This is a genomic window from Mycobacterium sp. NTMscope_MAC_269 (genome assembly GCF_976985695.1).
Genome location: NZ_OZ335668.1, coordinates 3627230 through 3651711, shown reverse-complemented (window position 1 = coordinate 3651711; position 24482 = coordinate 3627230). Strand labels below are relative to the sequence as shown.

Sequence of the window (24482 nt, the reverse complement as noted above, 5' to 3'; positions counted from 1 at the left end):
GGTAGTGGCCAAACGGTTGGACCTCAAGGGCGTCAACATCTTCTACGGCGCGTTTCACGCCGTCGCGGAGGTGACGCTGACGGTTTTGCCGCGCAGCGTCACCGCGTTCATCGGCCCGTCGGGTTGCGGCAAGACGACGGTGCTGCGCACCCTCAACCGGATGCATGAGGTGGTGCCCGGCGGGCGCGTCGAGGGCAGCGTGCTCCTCGATGACGAGGACATCTACGGTGCCGGCGTCGATCCGGTCGGCGTGCGCCGGGCCATCGGGATGGTGTTCCAGCGCCCGAACCCGTTCCCCGCCATGTCGATTCGCGACAACGTGGTAGCCGGCCTGAAGCTGCAGGGGGAGCGCAATCGCAAGGTGCTCGATGAGACGGCCGAATACTCGCTGCGCGGGGCAAACCTGTGGGACGAGGTCAAGGATCGATTGGACCGGCCCGGCGGTGGTCTGTCCGGCGGGCAGCAGCAGCGGCTGTGCATCGCCAGGGCCATCGCCGTACAGCCCGACGTGCTCCTCATGGATGAGCCCTGCTCGGCGCTGGACCCGATTTCGACGATGGCCATCGAAGAGCTGATCAGTGAACTGAAGCAGGACTACACCATCGTCATCGTCACCCACAACATGCAGCAGGCGGCCCGGGTCAGCGACTACACCGCGTTCTTCAACCTGGAAGCCGTCGGAAAACCGGGACGGCTGATCGAGGTCGACGACACCGAGAAGATCTTTTCCAACCCGAATCAAAAGGCGACGGAGGACTACATCTCCGGGCGATTCGGCTAGCCCGACGACGAAGCAGCTCGCGCGGCGAGGTGTGAGGAGTCGGGCAATCGGGCTAGCCCGACGACGAAGCAGCTCGCGCGGCGAGGTGTGAGGAGTCGGGCAATCGGGCTAGCCCGACGACGAAGCAGCTCGCGCGGCGAGGTGTGAGGAGTCGGGCAATCGGGCAATCGCGCTAGCCCGCGTTTACTGCGAGGGCGGTTTCGCTTCTTCCTCGGGAAGTCTGCCGGTCGCCTGGAAGATGACGCGCCGGGCGACCTCGACGGCGTGATCGGCGAATCGCTCGTAGAAGCGGCCCAGCAACGTCACGTCGACGGCCGCCGCCACGCCGTGCTTCCATTCGCGGTCCATGAGGACCGAGAACAGGTGCCGGTGCAGGTCGTCCATCGCGTCGTCTTCTTCGCGGATCCTGGCCGCCTTTTCCGGGTCGCGCGACAGCACCACCTCTTGGGCGCTGTTCCCCAATTCGACTGCGATGCTGCCCATTTCGGCAAAGTAGCCGTTGACCTCTTCGGGCAGTGCGTGCTGGGGATGCCGTCGACGGGCGATCTTGGCCACGTGCAACGCCAGCGCACCCATGCGGTCGATGTCCGCCACCATCTGAATGGCGCTCACGATCGACCTCAGGTCGCCGGCCACCGGCGCCTGCAACGCCAGCAGCACAAAGGCGCTTTCCTCGGCGCGCGCACTCATCGCGGCGATCGCTTCGTGGTCGGAGATCACTTGTTCGGCCAGCACCAAGTCGGCTTGCAGCAGGGCTTGGGTGGCCCGCTCCATGGCGATTCCTGCCAAGCCGCACATCTCGCCGAGCCGCTCGGATAACTCCGAGAGTTGCTCGTGGTAGGCGGTTCGCATGTCGTCAAGGATACGTTCCCCGCATCCGAGACAGGCCGCGGAGCGCCGTCAAAACCGCTTATTCGCAGGTGGTGTCGGCCGCGTTGGTGACCGTCAGGTCCTCGGGCAGCTTGGCTGGGGCGTTGCTCGAGCCGCGTTCGATCTGCAAACTCATCGACGAACCGCTCGGTGAGGGAGCGGTGACCGACTTGAAGTCCGGGCCCAGTACCACCTGCACAACCTGCCCGTAGCCCGAAACCCGCTGGACCTTGGCATTGGCGAACGAGGACGCCACGGTGGCCGCGGCCTCTTCGTTGCCGGGCGAGAACAGCACCGTCGTCGCGGTCACCGAACTCGGATAATCGTCGGGTGTCATCACGTTGAAGCCGTCGCGCTTGAGCTCGGTGGTTGCCGTTGCCGCCAGGCCGGTCTGCGTGGTGGCGTTGGAAACCCGCACGGTCACACCGCTCGGCGAGGTCGTCGTGACCTGCTCGTGTTGCGCCTCCGGCGTCGGGGATGGCTTCCTGGTGGTGGGCGCCTTCGACGCGCCCGTCGTCGTGCCCGAGCCAGACGTCGCGCTCAAATTCTTTGCGTTCTGGTCGTTTTCCTCGGGCAGCGGATCGTCGTTGATGATGGCGTCGAACAGCGCGCGCATGTCGGACATCCGCGGCGGCTCGTCGCCGTTCTGGTCGGTGACACCGGTCGGCACGGTCACGAACGTGACGTGGCCGGCCGCCATCCCCTGCAACGACTGACCGAGCTGGACCAGGTCCTTGGACTTGACGTTGTCGACGACGGTGTCGCTGATGAACATGTTGACGACGTTGTTGAGCTTGTTGAGGTCAAGCAACGTGTCCGCCGAGATCAACGACCTCAGCAGCGACGACAAGAACAGCTGCTGTCGTTTGATGCGGCCGTAGTCCCCGTTGATCTCCGTGGTGACCTGGCGGGCCCGCACGTAATTCAAAGCGGTGGAGCCGTCGAGCACCTGGCGCCCGCCGTGTTCTAAGACGGTGCCCAGCTCGTAGTCGTGCAGCGAGCTGCTCGAGCACACCTCGACTCCGCCGAGGGCATCGACCATCTTCGCGAAGCCGGAGAAGTCCACGGCGATGAAGCGGTTGATGCTCAAGCCGGATAGCTTCTGAATTTCCTTCACCAGACATTTCGGCCCGCCGAAGGCGAACGCCGAGTTCAGTTTGGTCTCGGTGTAGACCATCTTCGGTCCCCACGTCTGCGTCTTCGCGTCGTAGAGCGGGCCGTACTTGCCGGTGGTGGGGTTCCAGGCCTCGCATTGCATCGGCGTGATCGCCAGGTCGCGCGGGAACGACACGGCCACCACGCGTTTGCGGTTGGCCGGGATGTTGACCAGCATGACCGTGTCCGAGCGGGCGCCGTCGGCGTCGTCGGTGTCGCCGGCGCCCATGTTGGCGTTGTCGCCCGCGCGTGAGTCGAGGCCGACGATCAAGAAGTCTTCGTCGCCGTACTGCCCGTTCGCGTCGCGGATGTCGTCCGAGTGCGGGTCCAGCGCGTTGATCGTGTTGAGCCGGGCGTTCTTCGACGTGCTCCACTGCCATGCCCCGCCGGTCATCACCAGGGACAGCACGGCGGCCAGGGCCGCTACCGAGCGGCCGGCCAGCAGCATCGGGCGGCGGCGTTTGGGCTCCTCGGCGGCGGTGTCGGCGACGTCGGAAGACCGCTCGTCGGGCTCGTCGTCGTTCGGGTAGTCGGTGGCCATGAGCTCGCGAAGCTCGGAGACCGCGTCGAACGAGTAGGCGAGGTCGTCGATCACCTGTGTCTTCTGCAGCTCGAGCGGCGGCTCCGGCTCCGGCTGGTAGGCCTCGGGGTCGGGCTCGGAGAATTCAGCCTCGGGTGGTTCGACCTCCGGGGCGGCGCGTCGGTGAATGGGCCGGTCGGGCGCACCGATTTTGGCGATCAAATCGGCGACGCTGACCCCGCCGCCGGCGTGGCTTCCGGTGTGTTCGGCGTCGTCTTCCTGCGGCGGGGTGGGTTCGACGGCCATTTCCGGTTGCCAGCGATGAATGTTGTCGTCGGGCGGTGGTTCGGAGAATCGTTCCCACGGAGCGGCGCTCAAGCTGGGCGACGGGCCGACTGGAATCGGTTGGGCGTGGGCCTCGCCCGGTGCGTGCCGACCGTTACGAGTGGCGTCGCGCTCGCCGTCACTCATGTCCTACCGGCCTCCGAAGCTCTGATGCAGACGTCAGCGTGTCCGTGCGTACTGGCAGCGCAGCGCCGCTTTTGTCGCCGCAGCGGGTCGTGCCATCCGTTTTCGTCGCGCTCGTGCGACGGTTCGAAACTCATCCGCCAACCAAGCGCATGCAACAAAGCCCACATCGTACTTAGTTATCGGTCCGGAAGCGATTTCGAGCCGGTGGACTCAGCCGCCGGAGTGCATGACGTCGGCGCCGGCCGGCACCGTGCAGTCGTCGGGGTCGTCCAGCCAACCTTCCGGGAGCACGACCCGGGCGGGTGAACCCTGCCGTCCCCGGGGCCCGCTCGCCTCGTCCGGGAAGGGCACGCCGGCGTCCAGCCGGTCGAGCAGGCGGTCCAGCTCGTCGAGCGTCTTGACCATCGCCAGCGCTCGGCGCAGCTCGGAACCGGCGGGAAAGCCGTGCAGGTACCACGCCACGTGCTTGCGGATGTCGCGCATGCCCTTGTCCTCGCCGAAGTGCGCGGCCAGCAGTTGGCCGTGGCGGCGGACGATGTCGGCGACCTCGCCCAGCGTCGGTGGTGTGGGCGGGGGAGTGCCGGTGAAAGCCGCCGACAGCTCGGCGAACAGCCACGGCCGGCCCAGGCAGCCGCGGCCGATGACTACGCCGTCGCACCCGGTGGCGGCCATCATGGTCAGCGCGTCACTGGCGTCGTAGATGTCGCCGTTGCCGAGCACCGGGATCGTGCGCACGTGTTCCTTGAGGCGGGCGATCTCGTCCCAATCGGCGGTGCCGGAGTAGCGTTGGGCCGCCGTGCGGGCGTGCAGTGCGACCGCTGCGGCGCCCTCGCCTTCGGCGATGTGGCCGGCATCGAGGTGCGTGTGGTGCTCGTCGTCGATGCCGATGCGGAACTTGACGGTCACCGGTATCTGGGTGCCCTCGGTGCCGCGCACGGCCGCGGCGACGATCTGGCCGAACAGCCGCCGCTTGTAGGGCAGCGCCGAGCCGCCGCCGCGCTTGGTGACCTTCGGCACCGGGCAGCCGAAATTCATGTCGATGTGATCGGCCAGCCCTTCGTCGGCGATCATCTTGGCGGCCGCGTAGGTGGTCGCGGGGTCGACGGTGTAGAGCTGCAGCGAGCGTGGCGACTCGTCGGGGGCGAACGTGGTCATGTGCATGGTGGCCGGATGACGCTCGACGAGCGCACGGGCCGTGACCATCTCGCAGACATACAGGCCGCTGACGGTGCCGACCTTGGATTGCTCCAGTTCCCGGCACAGCGTCCGGAACGCGACGTTGGTGACGCCCGCCATCGGTGCCAGAACCACCGGGCTGGCGAGCGCGATGGATCCGATGCGCACCGCTTGGTTACCGCCGGCTCATGGTCAGCGTGCCCGCGGTCTGGTGCAGTTCGGCTGCGGTGGTCCTCTTGCCGGTGCGGGCTTCCCGCTCGAGCTGGCGCCGCTTGGAGACCTCGAACTTGTCGCAGGTCGTCTCGAGTTCTTTTATCAGCACGGCGAGGTCGTCGCGCAATGCGGCGGCTTCGCCGGTGAAGTCCTCACGCTCGAAGATGCGCCATTTCCTCAACACCGGCATGACGACCTCGTCAAGGTGGATGCGCGGGTCGTACACGCCGCCGACGGCGATCATCACGGCCTTGCGTCGGAACTCGGGCACCTGGTAACCGGGCATCTGGAAGTTGCGCAGCACTTTGTGCAGCGACTTCATCGCCTGATTGGGTGCGATCTCGAACCCGGCCTCGGTGACGTCGCGGTAGAAGATCATGTGCAGGTTCTCGTCTGCTGAGATCTTGGCCAACAACTGGTCGGCGATGGTCTCGTTGCAGGCCTTCCCGGTGTTGCGGTGCGAGATCCGGGTGGCCAGCTCCTGGAACGTGACGTAGGTGACGGAATCGAACAGACTCTCGGCGAACAGGTCTTCGCGCACCTGGTGGTTCTGGCCGGGGCTGAAGCCGCGGTTGACCACCTCCATGCGCAACTTCTCCAGCTCGATCGGGTCAACCGCACGGGTCACCACCAGGTAGTCGCGGAGCGCGATCCCGTGCCGGTTTTCCTCGGCGGTCCATCGGTTGACCCACTGGCCCCAAGGGCCGTCCATGCTGAAGTTCATCGCGATCTCGCGGTGATACGACGGCAGGTTGTCCTCGGTCATCAGGTTCTGCACCATCGCCACCTGGGCGACGTCGGTCAGCTGGGACTGCCCCGGCTCCCAGTCCTGCCCACCGAGTGCATAGAAGTTCTTGCCGTCCGACCACGGGATGTAGTCGTGCGGATTCCAGTTCTTGTGCATGCTCTCGTGCCGGTTCAGGTACTTCTCGACGGCCGGCTGGAGTTCGTGCAACAGCTGTAGGTTTGTCAGCTCGGCTGACATAGGGCCTCCAGTTATCTGTGTCGATGGGTAGCAGTCAATATATCTGTGTACTTCAGTAGCAGCAAGTTCCTCGTCGGGCGTGGCTGATAACGGTTTGACATCGCATTCGAGCCCAGTCTTACGGCTTGCCGATGCGGTCAAAATGAAAACCCGCTACTGCGACTTGCCGAGCTCTCCGGCGGGGACATACGGCGCCGCGGTGATGTACAGCATGTTGATGCAGTAGTCGATGAATTGTTTGCGGGTCGCCCCGAGCTGGCCGTGCAGGTAAGCCGTGAACAGGCTCGACAGGCCACCGATCAGGCTGGTGGCGATCATCTTCGCCAGCACGGCATCGCCGATCCGGGAAAGCTTGCGCTGCAGCAGGTCGATGAAATTGGGCATCCACTCCGCGCCCGACCGGACCAGCACCGGCTCCACCGTCGGCGCCAGCAGCAGCACCCGCCCGCGGACGGGGTCGTCCACCATCAGCTCGACGAACCGTTCGACGGCCTCTCGTGGGGTCGTCGCCGATGTCAGGGTGTTCATCGCCCGCGTGCAGACGTCGTCATAGACCGCGCGCACGAATTCGTCGCGGTCGGCGAAGCTTTCGTAGAAGTAGCGTTCGGTCAGCGCGGCCTTGCGGCACGCCGCGCGCACAGTCAGCGCCGGCCCGCCCGAGCTGCCGAGCAACTGCACGCCGGCGCTGATCAGGTTGTCACGGCGAAGCGCGAGCCGACTCTCCAAGGGGACACCGGTCCAGCGCCCCCGTCGTTGACCCGTCTGCACATCGCTCCTAAGCTGAAAAATGACAACGGCTGTAGTCAAAAATTCAGATACCTACAGGAATCCAATAGTGACTCAAGATACGTCCGCATCGCGCCCCCTGACCAGCGACGCTGCGCACAGCGACGGGACCGGCGCCGCTGAGCAGTCGATATCCGGCGGGTCCGGCGGCGGGTCCGACGGCGTCGCGGCCGGCTGTCCGGTATCGCCGGTGGGCTACGACGCGCCGCCCGCGCCGCTGGGGCCCGATTCCCTGACCTGGCGGTATTTCGGGGACTGGCGGGGCATGCTGCAGGGCCCGTGGGCAGGATCGATGCAGAACATGCACCCCCAGCTGGGCGCGGCAGTCCTCGACCACTCCACCTTCTTCCGCGAGCGGTGGCCACGGCTGCTGCGCTCGTTGTATCCCATCGGGGGAGTCGTCTTCGACGGTGAGCGCGCCCCGGTCACCGGCGCCGAGGTGCGCGACTACCACACCGACATCAAGGGCGTCGACGACCAGGGGCGCCGCTACCACGCCCTGAACCCCGACGTCTTCTACTGGGCGCACTCCACCTTCTTTATGGGCACCATTCACGTGGCCGAACGGTTCTGCGGCGGGATCACCGAGGCGCAGAAGCGCCAGTTGTTCGACGAACATGTCGAGTGGTACCGCATGTACGGCATGAGCATGCGGCCCGTGCCGAACTCATGGGAGGAGTTCCAGGCTTACTGGGATCACATGTGTCGCAACGTGCTGGAGACCAACGAGGCGGCCCGGGCCGTGCTCGACTTGAGCGAGTTGCCCAAACCGCCGTTCGCGCAATGGATTCCGGATCCCTTGTGGGCCATGCAGCGCAAACTGATGGCCCCGTTTTTCGTCTGGCTGACCGTCGGCTTGTACGACCCGCCGGTGCGGGAGCTGATGGGCTACAGGTGGTCGCGCCGCGACGAGTGGTTGCACCGCCGCTTCGGTGACCTCGTCCGTGCAGTCTTCGCCGTGGTGCCGAGCAGATTCCGTAAGCACCCGCGGGCGCGTGCCGGCTTGGACCGCGCCAGCGGCCGAATCCCGCTCGACACCCCGCTGGTGCAAACCCCGGCGCGCAACCTTCCGCCCGTCGAGGAGCGCGGGGATCCCAAGCACTACTGCCCAATGGTGTCCTAGCCGTACGACGATGCACCCCGCGAAGCGGGGTGAGGAGGAGTGCGGCCATCCTGACTAGCCGGAACTTGCCGTACGGGCCCCGTCCGCGCTAGGCGTGGGCGTGGCCGTGAACCTCTTCGAGTCCCGCCTGGTGCACGTGCGGGTGGGTGTGTTCGGTCCCGTCGGCATGCGCGTGGGAGTGTTCGTGCTCCACGTGGTCATGCTCATGGGATGTGTGCGCATGAGCGTGCGTCACATCGCCATGCTGATGCTCGTGCGCGTGGGGCGCGTCGTGGGTGTGTTCTTCGCTCATCAGTGATGCCTCCTTGCGTGAAATTCCTTGTGTTTCCGGCCCGCTCAGCGGCTGCTGCGGCGTCGGTTCGGTGTGGGCGGCGATGCGGCTACCGCCTTGAGCCCGCTGTCACCACGGTGGTGACCGGGCACCCCCGGGCCCGCGTGCTCGGCATTGAACACGGCGTCGATGACGAGCTGGCGGACGTGGTCATTCTCCAGGCTGTAGAAGATCGTGGTGCCCTCCCGACGGGTGCGGACCAGACGTGCCATCCGCAACTTCGCGAGGTGCTGGGAAACCGACGGCGCCGGCTTGCCCACGTGCTCGGCGAGTTCGTTGACCGACATCTCGTGGTCGGTCAACGACCAGAGCACCTGCACGCGGGTGGCGTCGGCCAGCATCCGGAACACCTCGACCACCAGGCTTGCCTGATCGTCGGGCAGACGCCCTTTGCTATTACCTGCATGCATACGCAAATACTAGCGAAGGCCGCTGGTTCTGCCAAGGGCGCGGCTTAGGCCCTCGGGATCTGGCGCTGGCCCCCGTTGCGCTCGTTCCAGAGGCGGTAAACCTCTATCGCACCCTCGTGCGGGTCGTAGCGCATCGGCAGGCGCCGCTGAGCCCAGTCCTTCGCGAATTCGTCGTAGAACGTGGACAACTCGAAGTACTTGCGATCGTCGGCGTAGTACTGCTCGTAGCTCTCGCGGGTGGTCAGGAACACGACTTCCTTGGGCGAGCAGTAATACAGCGAGCCCAGGCACATCGGGCACGGATGGGCCAGCACGTAGATCGTGGCGTCGACGAGGTGCTCGGTGCCCAGCTTCATGCAGGCCTCACGGATGGCGAGGATCTCCGCGTGGGCGGTGGGGTCGTTCGTCTGGGCCACCTTGTTGGCGCTCTCGGCGAGCACCTCGCCACCCTGGACGATCACCGTGGCGAACGGCCGGCCGCCGTCGGCCACGTTGCGACGAGCCAGTTCGATCGTTCGTTGCGCGAAGTCGGTCATGGGTCCTCCGGCGTACGAAGGGAGCGGATAAGTCGGAGAGTAGCCCCGCGAGCCGGGATTCCACCCTGTGATATTAACTAGACAATCTATCTTTTTTCGAACCCACTGAAGGGGGCATGATGGCGCGCACCGATCGCGATCGATGGGACCTGGCGACCAGCGTCGGGGCGACCGCGACCATGGTGGCCGCCCAGCGGGCCCTGTCCTCCGACGCGAAGTTGATCGACGACCCCTATGCCGCCCCGCTGGTGCGGGCGGTCGGGATCGATGTCTATGTCCGGCTGGTGAACGGCGAAATCGCGGCCGGACCGAACACGGAGTTCGATCCCCAGCGGATGGCGCAGGGAATGGCCTGCCGGACCCGCTTCTATGACCACTTCTTTCTGGACGCCACCCGCAGCGGCATCGCCCAAGTGGTGATCCTCGCGTCCGGCCTGGATTCCCGCGCCTATCGCCTGCCCTGGCCGGCCGGGACGGTCGTCTACGAGGTCGACATGCCAGAGGTCATCGAATTCAAGACCCTGACCCTGGGCGACTTGGGAGCCGAGCCGACCGCCGAGCGGCGCACCGTCGCCATCGATCTGCGCGACGATTGGGCCTCGGCCTTGCAGGCCGCGGGATTCGATCCGCAGGCCCCCTCCGCGTGGAGCGCCGAAGGCTTGGTGGTCTACCTGCCGGACGAAGCTCAAGATGCGCTGTTCGACAACGTCACCTCACTGAGCGCCCCGGGCAGCCGTCTCGCTTTTGAATTCGTGCCCGACACTGCCGTTTTCGCCGACCCGCGCTGGCGCGCACATCACGACCGGATGAGCGAACTCGGCTTCGAGATCGACTTCAACGACCTCGTCTATCACGGCCAGCGCAGCCACATCGTCGACCATTTGAACCAGCGCGGCTGGCAGACCTCCTCGACAACGGTTGCGGAGCTGCACGCGGCGAACGGATTCGTTTACGCCGACGACGACGTCGCCGCAGCCTTCGCCGATGTCACGTACTGCAGCGCTGTGCTCGGGTGATAAGCCGCCACCCGGCGCGCACAGCCAGGCGGTGCGCGATGTGGTGCCCCCACTAGGACTCGAACCTAGGACCTGCGGATTAAAAGTCCGTAGCTCTACCAACTGAGCTATAGGGGCCGCGGAGATTCAGGATACTTGGACCGAAAAACCGGCTCGTTTGAGGATTGGGCACACCGTGACCTAAGCTGACGTGGCTCCCAACGAAACCACGTTGCGAGTACCCCGGAGTGATTCGGTTCTGGCCCCCATCGTCTAGTGGCCTAGGACGCCGCCCTTTCACGGCGGTAGCACGGGTTCGAATCCCGTTGGGGGTACGCGACGCGGCGACGCGGAGCAGCAGCAAGGCCCTGTGGCGCAGTTGGTTAGCGCGCCGCCCTGTCACGGCGGAGGTCGCGGGTTCGAGTCCCGTCAGGGTCGCCAAGCGCGGCGAGGCACTCGCTGCCTTCCGGCCAGGTAGCTCAGTCGGTACGAGCGTCCGCCTGAAAAGCGGAAGGTCGGCGGTTCGATCCCGCCCCTGGCCACCAGTCTTGAACTGCACGGACGCGGTGACAGCACTCTATGGATATTTCGGTGTGTCCGGTTCCTGTCCGTTCGCCTGGTCTTTGGCGACGTCATTGAGCCGGTCGAGATTCGTAGCGACGTGGTCGAGTTCGTCTGAGTAGAGGTCGCTGTAGATGTTGGCGGTGACAGTCGGCGTCGAGTGCCCCATGGTCTTCTGGACGTAGCGGAGGTCGGCCCCGGATTTGCGGGCGAGGCTCGCGTAGGTGTGGCGCAGGTCGTGGATCGTCAACGGCGCCAAGCCGGTTTGCTTGAGGGCTTTGTTCCAGTGGGTGTGTCTGCGCCAGTTGTTTGATCTGAGAAAGCCGCCGTTTGGTGAAGTGATCGCTTGTTCTTTAGGTGAGCGGTTTTCGATTCGTGGCTCGAGCGCGTCGATGACGATTTGGGGGAGTGGGACGGTTCGGACGGCGGCGCGAGTTTTCGGTGGCCCGACGATAATTCGGCCCTCCACGTCCGGGGCGGCTTGGCGGACGTAGAGGCGGCGTGCTTTGAGGTCGATGTCGCCGACGCGCAGGCCGACGAGTTCGGACCAGCGCAGACCGGTAAAGGCCAGGATTGTGACGATGTCGCCTTGGCCGCCGCAGGCGGTTGCTAGGGCGGCGACTTCCGTAGCGGAGAGGTAGCGGTGACGTTCCCGCGCCGGCATCCGACCGGATGACACACCTTGGGCCGGGTTGATGTGAATTCGGCCGTCCTCGCGAGCCATGTCGAGAATCGAGCGCAGCAGCCGGAGCGTGGCGAGTCTGGCCCACGGGCCCACGGTGAGGCCGCCGATGAACTGCTGCACATCCTTCCGGCTGACCTCGTCGACCGGGACATGGCCGAAGCGCGGGCTGATACGCAGTTCCCAATGCTGCACGTAGCCGCTCCACGTCTTGGGGGAAACGGCCGGCTGCTTCGACGCGCTGTATTGCGTCCAGATAGCGGAGAGGCTGGCGCGGCCAAGTCTGGGGTCGAATCGTCGGGCGCCGATCGCCGACTCGCCGTCGCGATCCGCCTTGAACGCGCGCGCTTCCCGCATGGTGGCAAACGTCGATGATGTCTCGACCCATCCTGACGGGGAGTTTGGATCGCGCACCAGGTAGCGCACTTGGTAGCGCGCCTGGCCGGCTGAATTGGTCCGCTTTCGGATGCCGCGCGGTACTGATCCGGCCACTTAGCGGTGCACCTGCTTGAGCCACGCGCGGACTTCCGCTGCGTCCCAACGTCTTACGCGATCAGATAGCGTGTAGCAGGGCGGCCCCACATCTGCGCCGTGTTCCCGTAGCGCGCCCCATCGGCTCACGGTGGCAGTGGACACGCCAAGCAGCTCCGCCACCTGTTCCGCTGTCAGAAGCTCTGGAAAGGTCGCTATCTTGGTGGTGGCGTTGATGCCAAGAGTTGCCATGCCGCTGTCCTCAGTTCTCTGCGGGACCAGTAGATCTTTGGCTCTTGAACCCGTATTCTTGTGCAACAGAACGGATTAACGAATCTGGCCAGTAGTCGGCACGTACTCGCATCGTTGATCCGTCTTCTGCGATGACGTATCCGGTCCCAGGTTCACTCGGGTTGATGCGGTGCGCGGGTGCGGCATCAGCGAGGCCATCACCCAGAACCATCGCGACTTCGTCGCGTGAACGCAGCCGCAATGCAACGGTCTGGGTGAACAACCCGCGCATGGGCAGAATCTCCTTGCGGGGGTCCTGCATGAAGGCGGTGGCCACGAGGCCTACGGCCCTGCCCTTTGTCAGGATGCGTGAGAGCGAGGCTGCAACTTGCTTCTTGAGGGCGACGTCTGTCATGTAAGCGGTCAAGCCCGCCAATTCATCGATGAGCAGCACCACGAGCGGTTCGGCGGTGCTCGGTGTGTGCGAACGCGCTTGGCCGGCCATCCTGCGGCCACGGCAATCCAGCAGCTCCTCCAACTTGTTGAGCAGGCTCGCGGCCTCGACCTCGGTCGTCGCGATCTTGCTGAATAGGGCGGAGCCGACTGACACTTCGATCCCGTACTTGAGGTCGACGGCGAAAAGCCGCACGGTTCCTGACCTGATGGCCGGGCCTAAGCCGCCTGCAATGCCCCAAAAAATGGAGCCCTTGCCCGCTCCTGAGCACCCGACAGTGAGGGTGTGGAGGCCAGCGACGCGGAGAATCCAAGCCGAGCCGTTCTCCCGTCGGCCAATCTTAACGGCAGTTGCCTCGGTGCAGGCTGGCCGTCTAGCAGTCTTGATGGCCGACAGCTGTTGTCGCATAACAAATTCCATGCGAACCGTCCCGGGTGCTACCACCGTGGAACGGGCGGAATGTGCCCCGACAGCGTCGCGGATCGCGGGGACCGCGTTTTCGAGGTCATCGACTGTCTGGCCCGTTCGTGTGCGGACGGTCATGTGCAGGCAGTGATCGGAGATGCTCACCCCGAGAAGGCGAGGGTGGGTCCAGACTGTCTTCGTCGTGGTCTTGCCCTGCGAGTCCGTACGTGCGACGCGCTCGGAAGTCGACAGCCCGCAGGCCTTGGCAACTCGCGGCCAAGAGGTCAACGCCCATAGCAGCCATCGGATCCGCCGCGCAGGGGTTGCGACATAGCGCCCAAATGTGGCGGGCGAACGCAGTCTCCAAACGACGAGCGAAAGGGTGACCACGCCGGTCACCGCGGTGAGCCATGTGGCGCCGACCGTCAGTAGGTGCGTGAGGTCAAAGAGGTCCGTCCCGGCGTCGGGATCTGGAATCGAATACGGATCGCTAGGTACTACGGGGTCGTACGGACTCATGCTGACGCCCGGTCTGCCGCTGAGGACCCCGCCTTGCCAGTGTCCGCGGTCATGCTCGAGGCCCGAAACGACCACGCAATGCGGCCGGATTCGCTCGAACGGTCCACGTACGGCAACACGCACAACTCTTCGAAAATCACTGGTGTAAAAGGCATTCCGGCAGTGTTCTGTGGGCACACAGGCTGCTTGGGCGTTGCGAACTTGACGGTCAGGGTGCGTGCCCGCTTGCTCGCGGCCGGATCACCGTCGAGGACTTCCACCTGCCACAACGGCAGGCCTGATTCTCGATCAGTCGCCTGAACCTTGTTGTCTTTCGTTGACCGCTCGTAATCGATCACCGGCGTCACATCTGACACCACGAACGCTTTGTGTGGGAAAACCTGCTGGTGGGACAGCTTGAGCCACTTCGGCACAGACACTTTGTCGACCTTTCGTAGAACTGCTCTAGACAAGTTGAGGGTACATAGTCGTCTAGAGGAGTGCAACGGGCGACGCGTGATTCGTGTGAGACTTTGCGCTCAGCGGGCCGGGAACTCGTATTCGAGCAGGTAGGCGGAGGCCACCTTCACGGTGTCGCAGACCTCCACCGCCACGTCATCGGTGTCGTAAGCGGTTCGCAACACCGTAAGCACCGGAACTCCTGAGTCAAGCTCCAGCTGCCGCCGTTCTTCAGGAGTGGGCATCCGAGCGGCGACTTCTTCAGTGAAGCGAGCAAGCACATGACCGTGCTCTTCTAAGCGCGCGTAGATACCACCGGGTCCGGTATCCAGCTGCTCGATCCTCGTGCCTTCGGCAAATGCCGCCGGAATGTACGAGACGGCCGTCTCGACGGGTCGCCCATTCGCCAGGTAACGCCTCGATCTCACGACAATGTCATCGCCGTCTGAAACTCGAAGGCGCTCAGCCACAAACGAATTCGGCCTCTCTCGGCTCACAACGATGTTGTCCACCTGCGGCGCGAAATCGGATTTCTCCGCCTCGACGGTAAATGCAGCCTTGCCCTCGGCGCGGTGCTGTCGTGCGAATCGATCAGACGCTAGTCTGCGGATTCGAGGTTCCGGGCGGACGAACACCCCGCGGCCGTGTTGTGAGATGACCAATCCGTCGGAACGAAGCTCCTGCACCGCTTGTCTTACAGTCATGCGCGCTACACCGAAATGTTCGATCAGTTCCGCCTCGGACGGCAGTCGCTCCCCGGGTGCGAGCCGATTGGAACTGATCGCCTCTCGCAGTATGCCCGCGATTTGCCGATATGGCGGTTTGTCATCGCCTCGATCGATTTGTCCAAGTTGCAGCACCCGCGAGCCTTCCATTACATGTCTAGACGACTAGTCTAGGAAGCCAGTCAACCCGTGTCACCTCCGACGGCATCGAACAATGGAGACCGAACGATGGGAACCACTCCTAAACACTCAGTCAGTGTCGCCGGCATCGTCGTACGTGGCGATGATCGCATTCTCGTGATCCGGCGAGATGACAACGGCCACTGGGAAGCCCCCGGTGGCGTACTCGAACTGGACGAATCCTTCGAGGATGGTGTGCGGCGGGAAGTCCTCGAGGAAACTGGATTGAAGGTCACGGTGCAACGTCTTACCGGCGTCTACAAGAACCTCAAGCAGGGGATTGTCGCGTTGGTCTACCGCTGCAGTCCTGCCGCTGGCGACACGCACCCGACTGCCGAAGCCCGGGAAGTCCGTTGGATGGCGAAAGAAGAAGTTCAGTCTGAGATGAGCCCTGCTTTCGCCGTGCGCGTTCTGGACGCATTCGACGAATATCCGCACTCGCGTGCCCACGATGGAGCCAACGTTCTTTCAGAGTAGAGACTGTGACGGGGCCACATTGCGTTTAGCCGGCCAACCGTATGCCCCGAGTTCAAAGCGGTCTACTTTCAATCGAATCCAGCCAACGTGACTCTCAAAGCTTCTTTCAACTGAACGTGCAGCGGTGGCTTCGTTTCAGTGTCTGAGCTCAGCCAGCGCCGAAGTATGAATTGTGCGGTGGCCAAACCCGTGTGGACCAGCAGCGAGGGACGGATGTCGGATGCCGCATCGACGCCCATCCTTGTGGCGACGAGTTCGACGAGCTTGCGGTCATCGTTGTCGCTGATCAGTACCGATTCGCTCAGTAGGTGGGGGGCGGTCAGTATGGCTCGTTGCCAGTAGTGCGGGTTCGGATTGGTTTTGTCCCAGGCGGTTTCGGCAAACAACGCGATCAGCGCCTCGGCTGCCGATTGGTCCGACGGCTGAGCGCCGTAGGCACCAACGATTTCGGCGACCGCCTGCCGCAACGGCGCGACAAGAAGGTCGTCCTTCGTAGGCGCGTAACGGAAGTAAGTACTGATGGATATCCCGGCACTGGCAGCGATGTCCTCAGTGGTCACAGCAGCAAATCCACGTTCGGCAAAAAGTTGGTGCGCGGTGCCCTGGATCTGCGAGAGCAACTCGGCACGGCGTCGGTCCCTTAACGAGCCAGTATTTGCGGAGGGCATGACATCGCCTTCGTCAATCCGACATTCCCAGATGCTTCCTGAGTTATGGTACGAACAGTAGCGTAGCGAAACCAACAGTACTAGGGGGGTTCACTTGCTGGTCTCGCAGTGTTGGGGGCCCAGCAGGCGACGCGGGTTTCACGGGAAAAGACCGTCTCACAAAAATACGCGGCGGTCGAGGAAGTCGGTGACAGCGCTGGTGAAGGCGTCGTTGTCGTCGCCGGCAACCATATGACCTGTGCCCGTCACGTCAGTTGTTTCGGCGTGCGGGACGAGTTCGAGGAATTCGTTGACCGTTTCCTCGGAGACGACGTCTGAAAGCGCGCCCCGCACTAACAGCGTCGGGGCCGTGATTCGACGTGCTCCTTCGGCGAGAAACCCGCTGATCGCCTCGAACTCCTCGGTGTCGGTCATGAGTTCGCCTTGCAGGACATCGAAGTTGGAGCTGATGAAGGCTGGGTCCCAGCGCCAGACCCATCGACCGTCGCTACGTTGGCGCAGAACTTTGTGCAGACCGTCGAGATTTTCGGGTCGCGGTCGGCGCGGGTTGTATTCGGCGATGATGTCGGCGGCATCGGTGAGTGTGCCGAAGCCGTCGGGGTGGGCGGCCATGAACGACACGATGCGACGGGCCCCGTGGAACTCCATCCTCGGGGTGATGTCGACGAGAATAACGGCTGCCCACAGCCCGGCTGGGGCCAGCAGGTGGGTTGCCAGGATGGTTAGCCCACCCAGCGACGCGCCAACGAGGGCAGGGGGACTCTCGGTGCCGACGTGTTCTCGAACCGAGAGCAGATCGGCGACGAACTTTTCGACGTCGTATTGTCCGCTCGGGTCCCAGTCGCTGTCGCCGTGGCCGCGGGTGTCGTACGCGATGACGGTGTAGCCATGGGCGTGGAGGCGACGAGCTGTGGTGGCCCAGGCGTGGCGGTTTTGGCCGCCGCCATGGAGGAGCAACACCACGGGACCAGTCGTGGGGTGCCGGTAGCAATCCGCCACGAGAGTGATGCCGTCGCGCGTGTGGATGCGCTCCTGAGTAAGTGTCATGTAATCCGCGCCCCTTTGGGCGCAAGGTCCACGCCCGTCACGCTGCGTTGTCCCTCAGGTGACATGTCATCGTCAGCGTGCTCTGGCGCGCGGGGCCAAGGGCTTCCGTTGAGGCCACCAGCTGGCCTCACCGAGCAATGTGGCGATCGCGGGAACCGTGAGGGTGCGGACCACGAAGGTGTCCAGGAGTAGGCCGCAGCCGATGATGAGTCCGGCTTGGAGCATGATCGCGACGGACCCGACCATAAGGCCGAACATGCTGGCCGCGAAGATGAGCCCGGCCGAGGTGATGACTGAGCCGGTGTTCGCGACCGTGCGCAGCACGCCGACGCGAATGTTGTGAGCGGATTCCTCGCGTAGCCGCGAGATCAGCAGCATGTTGTAGTCGGCGCCCACCGCGACCAGGATGATGAACGCCAAAAGCGGAACGGGCCAAGCGATTTGCTTGCCCAGGCCGTATTGGAAGACCAGTGTGCCGATGCCCAGTGCGGCTGCGTAGTTGAGTACGACCGTACCGAGCAGGTAGAGCGGGGCCACCACGGCACGTAGCAGAACGACGAGGGTCAACCCGACGATGACGAGTGTGGCGATGGCCAGTAGGTGAAAGTCGGCCGACAGGAGGCGCTGGATATCGGAATTGACGGCGGGGAAGCCGGCCATCGATATCCGGGCGTGAGCCAGCGAGGTGTTGGGGCGTGCGGCATCGGCAACGTGCGTGATCTTCTGCGCGAGATCCATCGCTTCGCTGCTGTAGGGGTTGTAGCTAGATTCGATGGCGAAGCGCGCGGTCTTGCCGTCAGCGGATAGAAAGTGCTTTGCCACATCGGAGAACTGGCGATTCTCGAAGGCGTTAGCGGGAAGGTAGAAGCCGCTGGAGTTGTCCGAACCGGCGCTGGATCGCGCGGAATTCTGTAGCTGGGTGGCGATCTGACTCATGCCGGACAACATTTCGATGTTGCTGTCGGCGAGGGTGTGCACACCGGTGGCTAGGGCTTGTGCTCCCGACGCGAGCTGGCTGATGCCGTTTTGAAGGCGGCCGATGTTGCCGGCCATGTCGGCGGGATCGCCAAGCGCTCCGAAGGCCTTGTCCAGCGAAGTGACTGTGCGCTGCAGGTCTGCCACGGTGCCGCCTGCATTATTGGCATCGGGCTGGTACAAATCGCCGAGGTCGGCGAGCTGGCTGAAAAAGCCGCCATCGCGCAAAGTCACCAAGATCCGTACCTGGTCGCGGATCTGGGCACACTCGGGGGTGGTGGCACACCAGGGGGAGGTGTTGAGCGCACCGACCAGCGGGTCGATGGTGGCGATCGCTTGTTGGGCTTGTTGAGCTTCTTGGCGTAGCCCGGGCCCGGTTCGAATAGCTTGGTCGACGGTCGGTGTGGTAGCCGAAAGCTGCTGCAGCAGCTGGCGAAAGCGCTGAAATTGTGGCCCGCTGGACTGGGCTTGGGTAAGGATCCCGGTCAGCGGAGTCAGCGCCGTGCGCAGGGTGGTGTCAAGTTGCGCCAGGCCGCCCGCGAGTTGGTCGGCGCCACCGGTGAGTTTGGTGAGATCGGTCTTGTGGGCGTCTCCTTTGGCGACGGCATCGGCCATCTTGGTGCCGATCTGGCCGTTCTGCCAAGAAAGCTGTGCCTGGTCCAGTCGCGCCCCGGTAGGCCGGGTGACGCCGGAAACTTTGGTGACACCTGGCAATTGCGACACGCGAGACGCCATTTCGTCCAGGTCGGCCAGGCTTTTACCGGTGCGCATATCGGTCGGTGATTCGACGACCATGAACTGCGTGATAACGATATCTTTGCGAAAGTGCCTGTCCAGCAGATGATAACCCTCGTTGCTGGCGGTCGTTTCCGGCTGGCCTTGACGGTCGTCATAGCTCATGCGCATGGTCAGCGCCACAGCAGCTAGCCCTAACACGAGAGCCAGGCTGGCGGCCAGCAATGGGCCGGGCCGGCGGACTACGGCCACCGCGATCCAGTTCCAGTAGCGGCGTGTGCGGTCGGCTTTGGGCTCGCCGATGCCGCGTTTAGCGGCCAGCGCCAACACCGGTGGGAACAACGTCACGGTGGCCGCGACTCCGACGAAGACGGCTATCGCACACGCTGGGCCCAGCGCGCCAAAAACGCTCAGCTTTGCAAACACCATGGCCAAAAATGCAAACGCCACAGTCGCCGCGGAGGCCAGGATTACGCGCCCGATGGTGGCGGTCGCATTGATCACCGCGAGGTCGGGCGAGACCCCCTGGCGGCGTTGCTCGTGATACCGGCTGATCAAAAACACCGAATAATCGGTGCCGGCGCCCAACAGAATCGCCGTCATGAACGCGATGGTGAATTGCGACACCGGCATCCCCGCTTCGCCCAGCCCCGAGAGCACTCCGCGCCCTACCCCAAGACTGACGCCGATAACCACCAGTGGCAGCAACGCGGTAAACAATGACCTATAGATGACCAGCAAAATCAGCGCAATCAGCCCCGCGGTCACCACAGAAATGACAATCAAATCCTGCTCAGCCGAATCAATTTGATCGCTGAACGTCGCGGGAGGGCCGGTTACGCGAACCGTCGTGGACGTACCGTTAAACGACTGGGCGGCGATAGCGCGCACCACCTGGACGGATTCTGCCGCCTTCGGATCGCCGAGTGTGCCCGCCACCCCGACCGGCAGATACCATGCCTTGCCGTCCTGGCTCACCGCCTGACCGGCAGTAACCGGGTCGGCCAACAGATCCTGAACCAGTCGCACATGCTTGGAATCGGCACGCAACCGCGAAACCATCGCGTTGTAACGCTGACGCACCGGCGCAGTCAGGCCCGTCGGGTCCTCTACCGCGACGAAGACGGTTGTCTTGGATCCCTGCTCGCCGAATGCGATCCCCATCCGGTCCACGGTTTGCAGCGAGGGCGCATCAGGAGGGATGAGATTCACCGACTGCTGCTTTACGACGATCTCCAATTGCGGGAACAGCACGGCTAAGACGCCGGCAGCCACCACCCACGCGGCGATGACCAGAACCTTGTGCCGGATACTGAACCGCGCTAAGCGGGCAAGCCGGTCGCTGTAAACGCCCTCACCAGCGGTGACCTTGCGGAGTTGTTCCCGGACCGGCCGACTCAAGGTCGCCACGCCCGACGAAACCCACCCGGTATCTACCATCCCCCGTCTCCGCTACGTTGAAAGAAACTAACGGTATCGCAACAGTACTACCGGTACCCTTTCATGGTGTCGGTGAAACTGCTACCGACAGGCGTGCCCATTCCACTGCGGCGGCACCGATCGGCCCTGGCGCTCGACCTCGATGTCCTGTCGCCGGTTCCGTACCTCGGATACGTCAGTACGTAATCCATTGGTATGCAGATCATTTGACGTTGGGCATGGGTCATCGCTGGCTGCTGACAAGCTCACGAACGCCGTAGGCGAAATGCCAGCCGGGAACTCAGCCTGATCGGCTCATCGCGAACATGATCGTGCATTTCCCGACTCATCAGATCGTCGTCCAGGTACGAGCAAGTGCGAGGGGGATAGTGACGTGGACGAACGCGGCCCTGGTCGACCGGGCGTCCTTGGTGTGTGCGCTTGGCAATACCGCGACTGGCCAGCCGGATATCCCGAACCGCACGCCTCCAGAGGTGGGTTTTCGTCAGCGAAATCGGCACATTCATCAGGATTTGACGTCTTTCGTCCGTGAGGTCGCCGCGCCGAGGCAGAAGCTGGATCCTTCGATAGCCACGCGGCCGGCCGACTGGGGGCAGCACCGTCGACTCCCCCGGGTCCCGAACCGCTCGACCGGTTGCCTGATCACCAATCCTCCTTCGGTGCTTGGCCTACACCGCCAAAGTGTACTCATAGTATCGCTACGATACTACTAGTATCGTTCGACGGATTGAATGGCTTCCCCGGTGCAATTCGCTGCGGGCCAGGTTCGTGGGGGGTTTACGGTGACTACGTGGAGCGTGACGCCGAAACCTCGGTAGATGAAGACGACGACGTCGACCCACGCCGCCTTCGGTCACGGACCCGATTGCTGGATGCGGCGACTAAACTCCTCAATGCCGGTGGCATCGAAGCCGTCACCATCGACGCGGTCACCAAAGCCTCCAAGGTCGCACGCACCACGCTGTATCGGCACTTCACCAGCTCCACCCAACTGCTGGCCGCCACATTTGAACGGCTGCTACCGCAGGTCACCCCACCACCTGCTACGGGATCATTACGCGACCAACTGATCGAGCTGTTGAGCCGACAGGCGACCCTCTTTCAAGAAGCGCCGCTGCACGTCACCACGCTGGCCTGGGTCGCGCTCGGGCCAACACCGGACGGCACAGAGGAAACCTACGATCGCAACGCGCTCCGAACACGGATCATCGACCACTACCGCCAACCGTTCAACAGCCTCCTAGAAGGCCCTGAAGCCCGAGCCGGCCTCGACGACTTCGATCTAGAACTGATCCTGTGCCAACTCGTCGGCCCGGTGGCGTTCGCTCGACTCACCGGGCTGCGCGCAGTCGATCGCCGAGATTGTGAACGTATAGTCGACGATTTCCTCACCGCGCACCGCCGCCCGGCAGACACACCCCCTTCGCGGCCCTCGGCCCGGAAATCCTCGTCCGGCATAAGCCATTCCGATCAAGGCGGCAACTAGCTCGGCAGACGGTCGACGATGCATAGCCCGGATCGGGCTCGCGCACACTGCGCAACTAAAAAGTGTCAACGGCAAGCGAAAACTGATCAGCTTGCCGCGCAGTGGTCAGTATTCAGTTGCCGCCGACAAAAAGTCGATTCCCAGTCGGTATGCGGGCCCGCAGGGCACGAAACGCTATCCGCGCCAGCGACGCATCGAGACAGAAGTGAACGACCCGATCGAAGTGCGGCGTGACGGTAGGTGTTCACCCCGATGTCAACCACAGGACCGGGAACACGCGTTCGCCACGATCGGACAAGCCGGAAGGCAGCAGCACCGAATCACCGGGATACATCATGCTGTCATGCACATCGCATCACACCGGCGTTGGGGGACATCCACCCTCAGCGACCCACGTGTCTTTCGTGGCCAGCTTAAGAGCAGACTCATTGCCTCAGTCAGCATCAGTAACACGTTCGGCGCCAGCGGCTTTTAGCAGCTGGTCGCGCGCTTCATGAAGCCTATCGAGGGCGCTCTTCAAGTCGAGAGCGGCGTCGGCCAATTCAGAGCGGGCCGCCGGGTCGCCGTGTGAAGCAAGGCTCGCGGTCGCCGACGTGAGCGCCCTAACGTGGCGCATGACATCAATGGTGTAGCGAGCGGTCCGCATCGCGGTGGCACCCTCGGTTCGCTGGAGATGATCTCTCATGAGACCTAGCCAATCATCGATCGTGTATCGATCGAAGTTGTACATCGCGTTGAGCACCCAGCGTTGCCAGGCCGGTGGGCGTTGTGATGACGTCCGGAGCAGGACCGGAGGAGTAACCATGATCGAAATTTTAGGGCGCGAAACCGGCGTTTTCGACGGTCAGAATAAAGAATGTATGACGTGACGAACCCGAGTGCGCATTGTGGCAATGGATGAGTTCGGCTGCTTTATCTAGGTGACGCCCCCGACACTGCGGCAGCTAGGTTGGACGCAAAAGCCGGACCGTCATTCACTAGTGCGTATCCGCCCGCGAGGCCTCCTTGGCTGCAGAAGGCTCGTCGTCGGCGCACCCTCCGGAAGGTCACGACGCCCGTGTACTGACCAACGCGGGGGACCAGGCGAGTGGCCGTGCGCGGCACGACGGCGGTGGGGAAGCTGCTGCCGGGATTGCCGTATATCGCTTGGCTACGTGACCAGCGTCGCACGATCCGGCGCGCAGCCAGGTATGCGTCCTGAGCTACCTCTACAACCGCAATGGCCTTCTTGAGTCCGCAGACACCCCAGAATCGGCCGGGTCCGCGCCCAGGTTGCTGCCACAAATTGGGCACGATATGCTGATATTCCTTGTCGCCGTTGATGTTTGGCGATGAGTGTTTGGTGAAGTAGATAGCCAGGCGTTTCGGGTCACACGCACGTAATCCGTTGCGAACATCGATGGCCGTGCCAGCGAGCAAATGGCGCTCGCGCTGCTCGGGATCCGGATGGCCGACGATCTCCGCCCATTCGCGCGAGAGCCAGTCGCGGAATTTGACGCCGGATCGGCCTACCGCATGCGGCGGAGCCATCCAGAGGTGAATGTGCGGAGCGCCGCGGCGTTGAAATTCCAGCTTCCAGATGTAGCGGGCCGGTTCACCCCATTCCCGTTGAAAACGTTTGCGCCACAGCATCATATGCCGCTTTACGCTAGCCCCATCAGGTGCTACAGATTCCCAGTCGCCGGGGTAGGTCAAGGTGACCATTGCAGGGACACGGTCGCACTCCACCAGTGGCGTGTAGTCGAGCTCGGCGAAGGTGCGACACATTGCCGCGCGCGACTTGCGAGACCATTCGGTGATCGCACGGGCTGCCGAGTCGGGAATGTTGCGACCGGCCTCAATGCGATCAACCTCTGCCGTCACATCGAGGCGGTGTCGTTTGACTGCACGCTCAGATGCCTTTTCCGGACGCACCGGGTTGGTCCAGCCGAGTCGGACTACACCGGGGCCGATCGTGATCCGAAATCGGCCGGACTCAGGTTCTACGCCCAGCCGGCCCCGCCCTCGCGCCCACGGCCCCGCCGGTTCAAAGAGTGCTGCCGCCGAGGCCACCAGCTCGGGCCTTGGGAACCGCAGTCCGAGGGCATCTGCCGCCGATAACTGCGCATCAACACCGCCCTCGGCGGCATCGCGGACACTTTTGGCACATATAACAAGCCCGTTGGTCCCAGCCGGAACACGGCCTACGCCGCTCCCGCCGTCCGACCGACCGCTACCGCTCTCGCGCCCTGCGGCCCTGGCGGCCTCGGGCACTCGCGGCCTCCCGGCGTCCGCGGCTCCGTCCGTGTTCCGGCTGGCCGTTCGGCTTGTGTCCGGCCGAAGAGTGGGTCGCTCCGCGGTCGTGCTCGTTGGACGGGCGGTCGACCTCGTGATGCTGGGCATCGCGCATCTGCTCCCCGGGAGCCCTCGGCGCGCATCACTGAGTGAAGGGCGATGAAGGGGTCCCTGTCGGGAGTGCTGTCACCGTGTCCGGTTTGTGTCCGATCGTCGGACGGGCAGCCTGCGTCAGACGCGCTCAGCGCGCCGCATTTGACGCATGAACGACGTTAAACCGCAGGCCAGTGGCCATTCCGTCCGCCTGAAAAGCGGAAGGTCGGCGGTTCGATCCCGCCCCTGGCCACCACGATCGCGAGCAC

The 24482-nt window shown here is 63.8% G+C and carries 23 protein-coding genes and 5 tRNA genes; 9 read left to right on the top strand and 19 right to left on the bottom strand.

Annotated elements, in window-relative coordinates; translation table 11 throughout:
• The first annotated feature begins 4 nt into the window (after positions 1 to 4).
• Positions 5 to 781: a phosphate ABC transporter ATP-binding protein PstB gene (gene pstB / locus ACZ50Z_RS17070; RefSeq protein WP_089151326.1), complete on the top strand. Its 777-nt coding sequence runs from the start codon at positions 5 to 7 to the stop codon at positions 779 to 781.
• 183 nt (positions 782 to 964) lie between these two features.
• Here the strand turns inward: pstB and phoU are convergent, their stop codons facing one another.
• The 5 genes from phoU to ACZ50Z_RS17045 form a co-directional block, all read right to left on the bottom strand.
• The gene (gene phoU, locus ACZ50Z_RS17065) at positions 965 to 1633 is read right to left on the bottom strand and encodes a phosphate signaling complex protein PhoU (protein ID WP_067174598.1); all 669 of its coding nucleotides are present in this window, start codon (positions 1631 to 1633) and stop codon (positions 965 to 967) included.
• 58 nt (positions 1634 to 1691) lie between these two features.
• The gene (locus ACZ50Z_RS17060; protein WP_464484593.1) at positions 1692 to 3797 is read right to left on the bottom strand and encodes an LCP family protein; all 2106 of its coding nucleotides are present in this window, start codon (positions 3795 to 3797) and stop codon (positions 1692 to 1694) included.
• 210 nt (positions 3798 to 4007) lie between these two features.
• Positions 4008 to 5141, bottom strand: a complete 1134-nt coding sequence (dusB, locus tag ACZ50Z_RS17055; RefSeq protein WP_464484592.1) for a tRNA dihydrouridine synthase DusB — start codon at positions 5139 to 5141, stop codon at positions 4008 to 4010.
• 7 nt (positions 5142 to 5148) lie between these two features.
• Positions 5149 to 6171, bottom strand: coding sequence for an acyl-ACP desaturase (locus ACZ50Z_RS17050; RefSeq protein ID WP_464484591.1), 1023 nt, complete (start codon positions 6169 to 6171; stop codon positions 5149 to 5151).
• Positions 6172 to 6324: 153 nt separating this feature from the next.
• The gene (locus tag ACZ50Z_RS17045; protein ID WP_464484590.1) at positions 6325 to 6939 is read right to left on the bottom strand and encodes a TetR/AcrR family transcriptional regulator; all 615 of its coding nucleotides are present in this window, start codon (positions 6937 to 6939) and stop codon (positions 6325 to 6327) included.
• Positions 6940 to 7006: 67 nt separating this feature from the next.
• On the opposite strand from ACZ50Z_RS17045, the gene ACZ50Z_RS17040 reads away from it, so the two are divergent.
• Positions 7007 to 8080 (top strand): oxygenase MpaB family protein, encoded by a 1074-nt coding sequence (locus tag ACZ50Z_RS17040; protein ID WP_464484589.1) that lies wholly within the window; start codon positions 7007 to 7009, stop codon positions 8078 to 8080.
• 88 nt (positions 8081 to 8168) lie between these two features.
• Here ACZ50Z_RS17040 and ACZ50Z_RS17035 read toward each other — a convergent pair whose 3' ends face one another.
• The 3 genes from ACZ50Z_RS17035 to ACZ50Z_RS17025 are packed head-to-tail and all read right to left on the bottom strand — an operon-like array spanning position 8169 to position 9357.
• Positions 8169 to 8372 (bottom strand): zinc transporter Slc39a7, encoded by a 204-nt coding sequence (locus ACZ50Z_RS17035; RefSeq protein ID WP_464484588.1) that lies wholly within the window; start codon positions 8370 to 8372, stop codon positions 8169 to 8171.
• Between the two features lie 44 nt (positions 8373 to 8416).
• On the bottom strand, positions 8417 to 8821 hold the full coding sequence (locus tag ACZ50Z_RS17030; protein WP_464484587.1) for an ArsR/SmtB family transcription factor: 405 nt from the start codon (positions 8819 to 8821) through the stop codon (positions 8417 to 8419).
• Positions 8822 to 8865: 44 nt separating this feature from the next.
• Positions 8866 to 9357 carry a nucleoside deaminase gene (locus tag ACZ50Z_RS17025; RefSeq protein ID WP_464484586.1) on the bottom strand — a complete coding sequence of 164 codons (492 nt, stop codon included), beginning with the start codon at positions 9355 to 9357 and terminating at the stop codon, positions 8866 to 8868.
• Between the two features lie 119 nt (positions 9358 to 9476).
• On the opposite strand from ACZ50Z_RS17025, the gene ACZ50Z_RS17020 reads away from it, so the two are divergent.
• Positions 9477 to 10373 carry a class I SAM-dependent methyltransferase gene (locus ACZ50Z_RS17020; RefSeq protein WP_464484585.1) on the top strand — a complete coding sequence of 299 codons (897 nt, stop codon included), beginning with the start codon at positions 9477 to 9479 and terminating at the stop codon, positions 10371 to 10373.
• Positions 10374 to 10414: 41 nt separating this feature from the next.
• On the opposite strand, the gene ACZ50Z_RS17015 is transcribed toward ACZ50Z_RS17020, so the two are convergent.
• A tRNA-Lys gene (locus ACZ50Z_RS17015) sits at positions 10415 to 10490 on the bottom strand.
• A gap of 124 nt (positions 10491 to 10614) precedes the next feature.
• Here ACZ50Z_RS17015 and ACZ50Z_RS17010 point away from each other — a divergent pair.
• The 3 genes from ACZ50Z_RS17010 (at position 10615) to ACZ50Z_RS17000 (ending at position 10897) form a co-directional block, all read left to right on the top strand.
• Positions 10615 to 10687, top strand: a tRNA-Glu gene (locus tag ACZ50Z_RS17010).
• Positions 10688 to 10716: 29 nt separating this feature from the next.
• Positions 10717 to 10793 (top strand) — tRNA-Asp (locus tag ACZ50Z_RS17005).
• 27 nt (positions 10794 to 10820) lie between these two features.
• Positions 10821 to 10897 (top strand) — tRNA-Phe (locus ACZ50Z_RS17000).
• A 32-nt stretch (positions 10898 to 10929) separates the two neighbouring features.
• Here the strand turns inward: ACZ50Z_RS17000 and ACZ50Z_RS16995 are convergent.
• From ACZ50Z_RS16995 to ACZ50Z_RS16975, 5 genes are all read right to left on the bottom strand, one after another.
• Positions 10930 to 12087, bottom strand: a complete 1158-nt coding sequence (locus ACZ50Z_RS16995) for a tyrosine-type recombinase/integrase (RefSeq protein ID WP_041787011.1) — start codon at positions 12085 to 12087, stop codon at positions 10930 to 10932.
• Positions 12088 to 12318, bottom strand: coding sequence for a helix-turn-helix transcriptional regulator (locus ACZ50Z_RS16990; RefSeq protein WP_041787012.1), 231 nt, complete (start codon positions 12316 to 12318; stop codon positions 12088 to 12090).
• A 10-nt stretch (positions 12319 to 12328) separates the two neighbouring features.
• The gene (locus tag ACZ50Z_RS16985; protein ID WP_014379116.1) at positions 12329 to 13675 is read right to left on the bottom strand and encodes a hypothetical protein; all 1347 of its coding nucleotides are present in this window, start codon (positions 13673 to 13675) and stop codon (positions 12329 to 12331) included.
• Positions 13672 to 14094: a hypothetical protein gene (locus ACZ50Z_RS16980; protein WP_041787013.1), complete on the bottom strand. Its 423-nt coding sequence runs from the start codon at positions 14092 to 14094 to the stop codon at positions 13672 to 13674. Before ACZ50Z_RS16980 ends, ACZ50Z_RS16985 begins: the two co-directional genes overlap by 4 nt.
• A 99-nt stretch (positions 14095 to 14193) precedes the next feature.
• Positions 14194 to 14988, bottom strand: a complete 795-nt coding sequence (locus ACZ50Z_RS16975) for a GntR family transcriptional regulator (RefSeq protein ID WP_014379118.1) — start codon at positions 14986 to 14988, stop codon at positions 14194 to 14196.
• 78 nt (positions 14989 to 15066) lie between these two features.
• On the opposite strand from ACZ50Z_RS16975, the gene ACZ50Z_RS16970 reads away from it, so the two are divergent.
• On the top strand, positions 15067 to 15495 hold the full coding sequence (locus ACZ50Z_RS16970; RefSeq protein ID WP_041787014.1) for an NUDIX hydrolase: 429 nt from the start codon (positions 15067 to 15069) through the stop codon (positions 15493 to 15495).
• A 68-nt stretch (positions 15496 to 15563) separates the two neighbouring features.
• Here ACZ50Z_RS16970 and ACZ50Z_RS16965 read toward each other — a convergent pair whose 3' ends face one another.
• From ACZ50Z_RS16965 to ACZ50Z_RS16955, 3 genes are all read right to left on the bottom strand, one after another.
• Entirely contained in the window at positions 15564 to 16163 is a 600-nt protein-coding gene (locus ACZ50Z_RS16965) for a TetR family transcriptional regulator (RefSeq protein ID WP_041787015.1), read from the bottom strand.
• Positions 16164 to 16319: 156 nt separating this feature from the next.
• A complete protein-coding gene (locus ACZ50Z_RS16960) occupies positions 16320 to 17210 on the bottom strand; it encodes an alpha/beta fold hydrolase (protein WP_041787016.1) in 891 nt (296 codons plus the stop codon).
• Positions 17211 to 17282: 72 nt separating this feature from the next.
• Positions 17283 to 20360, bottom strand: a complete 3078-nt coding sequence (locus ACZ50Z_RS16955; protein WP_014379122.1) for an MMPL/RND family transporter — start codon at positions 20358 to 20360, stop codon at positions 17283 to 17285.
• A 790-nt stretch (positions 20361 to 21150) separates the two neighbouring features.
• Between ACZ50Z_RS16955 and ACZ50Z_RS16950 the strand changes: the two genes are divergently transcribed.
• A complete protein-coding gene (locus tag ACZ50Z_RS16950) occupies positions 21151 to 21846 on the top strand; it encodes a TetR/AcrR family transcriptional regulator (protein WP_014379124.1) in 696 nt (231 codons plus the stop codon).
• Between the two features lie 433 nt (positions 21847 to 22279).
• On the opposite strand, the gene ACZ50Z_RS16945 is transcribed toward ACZ50Z_RS16950, so the two are convergent.
• Positions 22280 to 22651, bottom strand: a complete 372-nt coding sequence (locus ACZ50Z_RS16945; RefSeq protein ID WP_044059196.1) for a hypothetical protein — start codon at positions 22649 to 22651, stop codon at positions 22280 to 22282.
• Positions 22652 to 22758: 107 nt separating this feature from the next.
• The gene (locus tag ACZ50Z_RS16940) at positions 22759 to 24228 is read right to left on the bottom strand and encodes a rolling circle replication-associated protein (protein WP_014379125.1); all 1470 of its coding nucleotides are present in this window, start codon (positions 24226 to 24228) and stop codon (positions 22759 to 22761) included.
• Positions 24229 to 24401: 173 nt separating this feature from the next.
• Between ACZ50Z_RS16940 and ACZ50Z_RS16935 the strand changes: the two genes are divergently transcribed.
• Positions 24402 to 24469: transfer RNA gene (locus ACZ50Z_RS16935), tRNA-Phe, on the top strand.
• Positions 24470 to 24482: the final 13 nt, after the last annotated feature.

Bases quoted from the DNA above. Each gene is read 5' to 3' on its own strand.
- phoU (WP_067174598.1), bottom strand. From the start codon at position 1,633: ATGCGAACCGCCTACCACGAGCAACTCTCGGAGTTATCCGAGCGGCTC.
- ACZ50Z_RS17060 (WP_464484593.1), bottom strand. From the start codon at position 3,797: ATGAGTGACGGCGAGCGCGACGCCACTCGTAACGGTCGGCACGCACCG.
- ACZ50Z_RS17050 (WP_464484591.1), bottom strand. From the start codon at position 6,171: ATGTCAGCCGAGCTGACAAACCTACAGCTGTTGCACGAACTCCAGCCG.
- ACZ50Z_RS17035 (WP_464484588.1), bottom strand. From the start codon at position 8,372: ATGAGCGAAGAACACACCCACGACGCGCCCCACGCGCACGAGCATCAG.
- ACZ50Z_RS17030 (WP_464484587.1), bottom strand. From the start codon at position 8,821: ATGCATGCAGGTAATAGCAAAGGGCGTCTGCCCGACGATCAGGCAAGC.
- ACZ50Z_RS17025 (WP_464484586.1), bottom strand. From the start codon at position 9,357: ATGACCGACTTCGCGCAACGAACGATCGAACTGGCTCGTCGCAACGTG.
- ACZ50Z_RS17020 (WP_464484585.1), top strand. From the start codon at position 9,477: ATGGCGCGCACCGATCGCGATCGATGGGACCTGGCGACCAGCGTCGGG.
- ACZ50Z_RS16990 (WP_041787012.1), bottom strand. From the start codon at position 12,318: ATGGCAACTCTTGGCATCAACGCCACCACCAAGATAGCGACCTTTCCA.
- ACZ50Z_RS16985 (WP_014379116.1), bottom strand. From the start codon at position 13,675: ATGAGTCCGTACGACCCCGTAGTACCTAGCGATCCGTATTCGATTCCA.
- ACZ50Z_RS16975 (WP_014379118.1), bottom strand. From the start codon at position 14,988: ATGGAAGGCTCGCGGGTGCTGCAACTTGGACAAATCGATCGAGGCGAT.
- ACZ50Z_RS16970 (WP_041787014.1), top strand. From the start codon at position 15,067: ATGGGAACCACTCCTAAACACTCAGTCAGTGTCGCCGGCATCGTCGTA.
- ACZ50Z_RS16965 (WP_041787015.1), bottom strand. From the start codon at position 16,163: ATGCCCTCCGCAAATACTGGCTCGTTAAGGGACCGACGCCGTGCCGAG.
- ACZ50Z_RS16960 (WP_041787016.1), bottom strand. From the start codon at position 17,210: ATGACACTTACTCAGGAGCGCATCCACACGCGCGACGGCATCACTCTC.
- ACZ50Z_RS16955 (WP_014379122.1), bottom strand. From the start codon at position 20,360: ATGGTAGATACCGGGTGGGTTTCGTCGGGCGTGGCGACCTTGAGTCGG.
- ACZ50Z_RS16945 (WP_044059196.1), bottom strand. From the start codon at position 22,651: ATGGTTACTCCTCCGGTCCTGCTCCGGACGTCATCACAACGCCCACCG.
- ACZ50Z_RS16940 (WP_014379125.1), bottom strand. From the start codon at position 24,228: ATGCCCAGCATCACGAGGTCGACCGCCCGTCCAACGAGCACGACCGCG.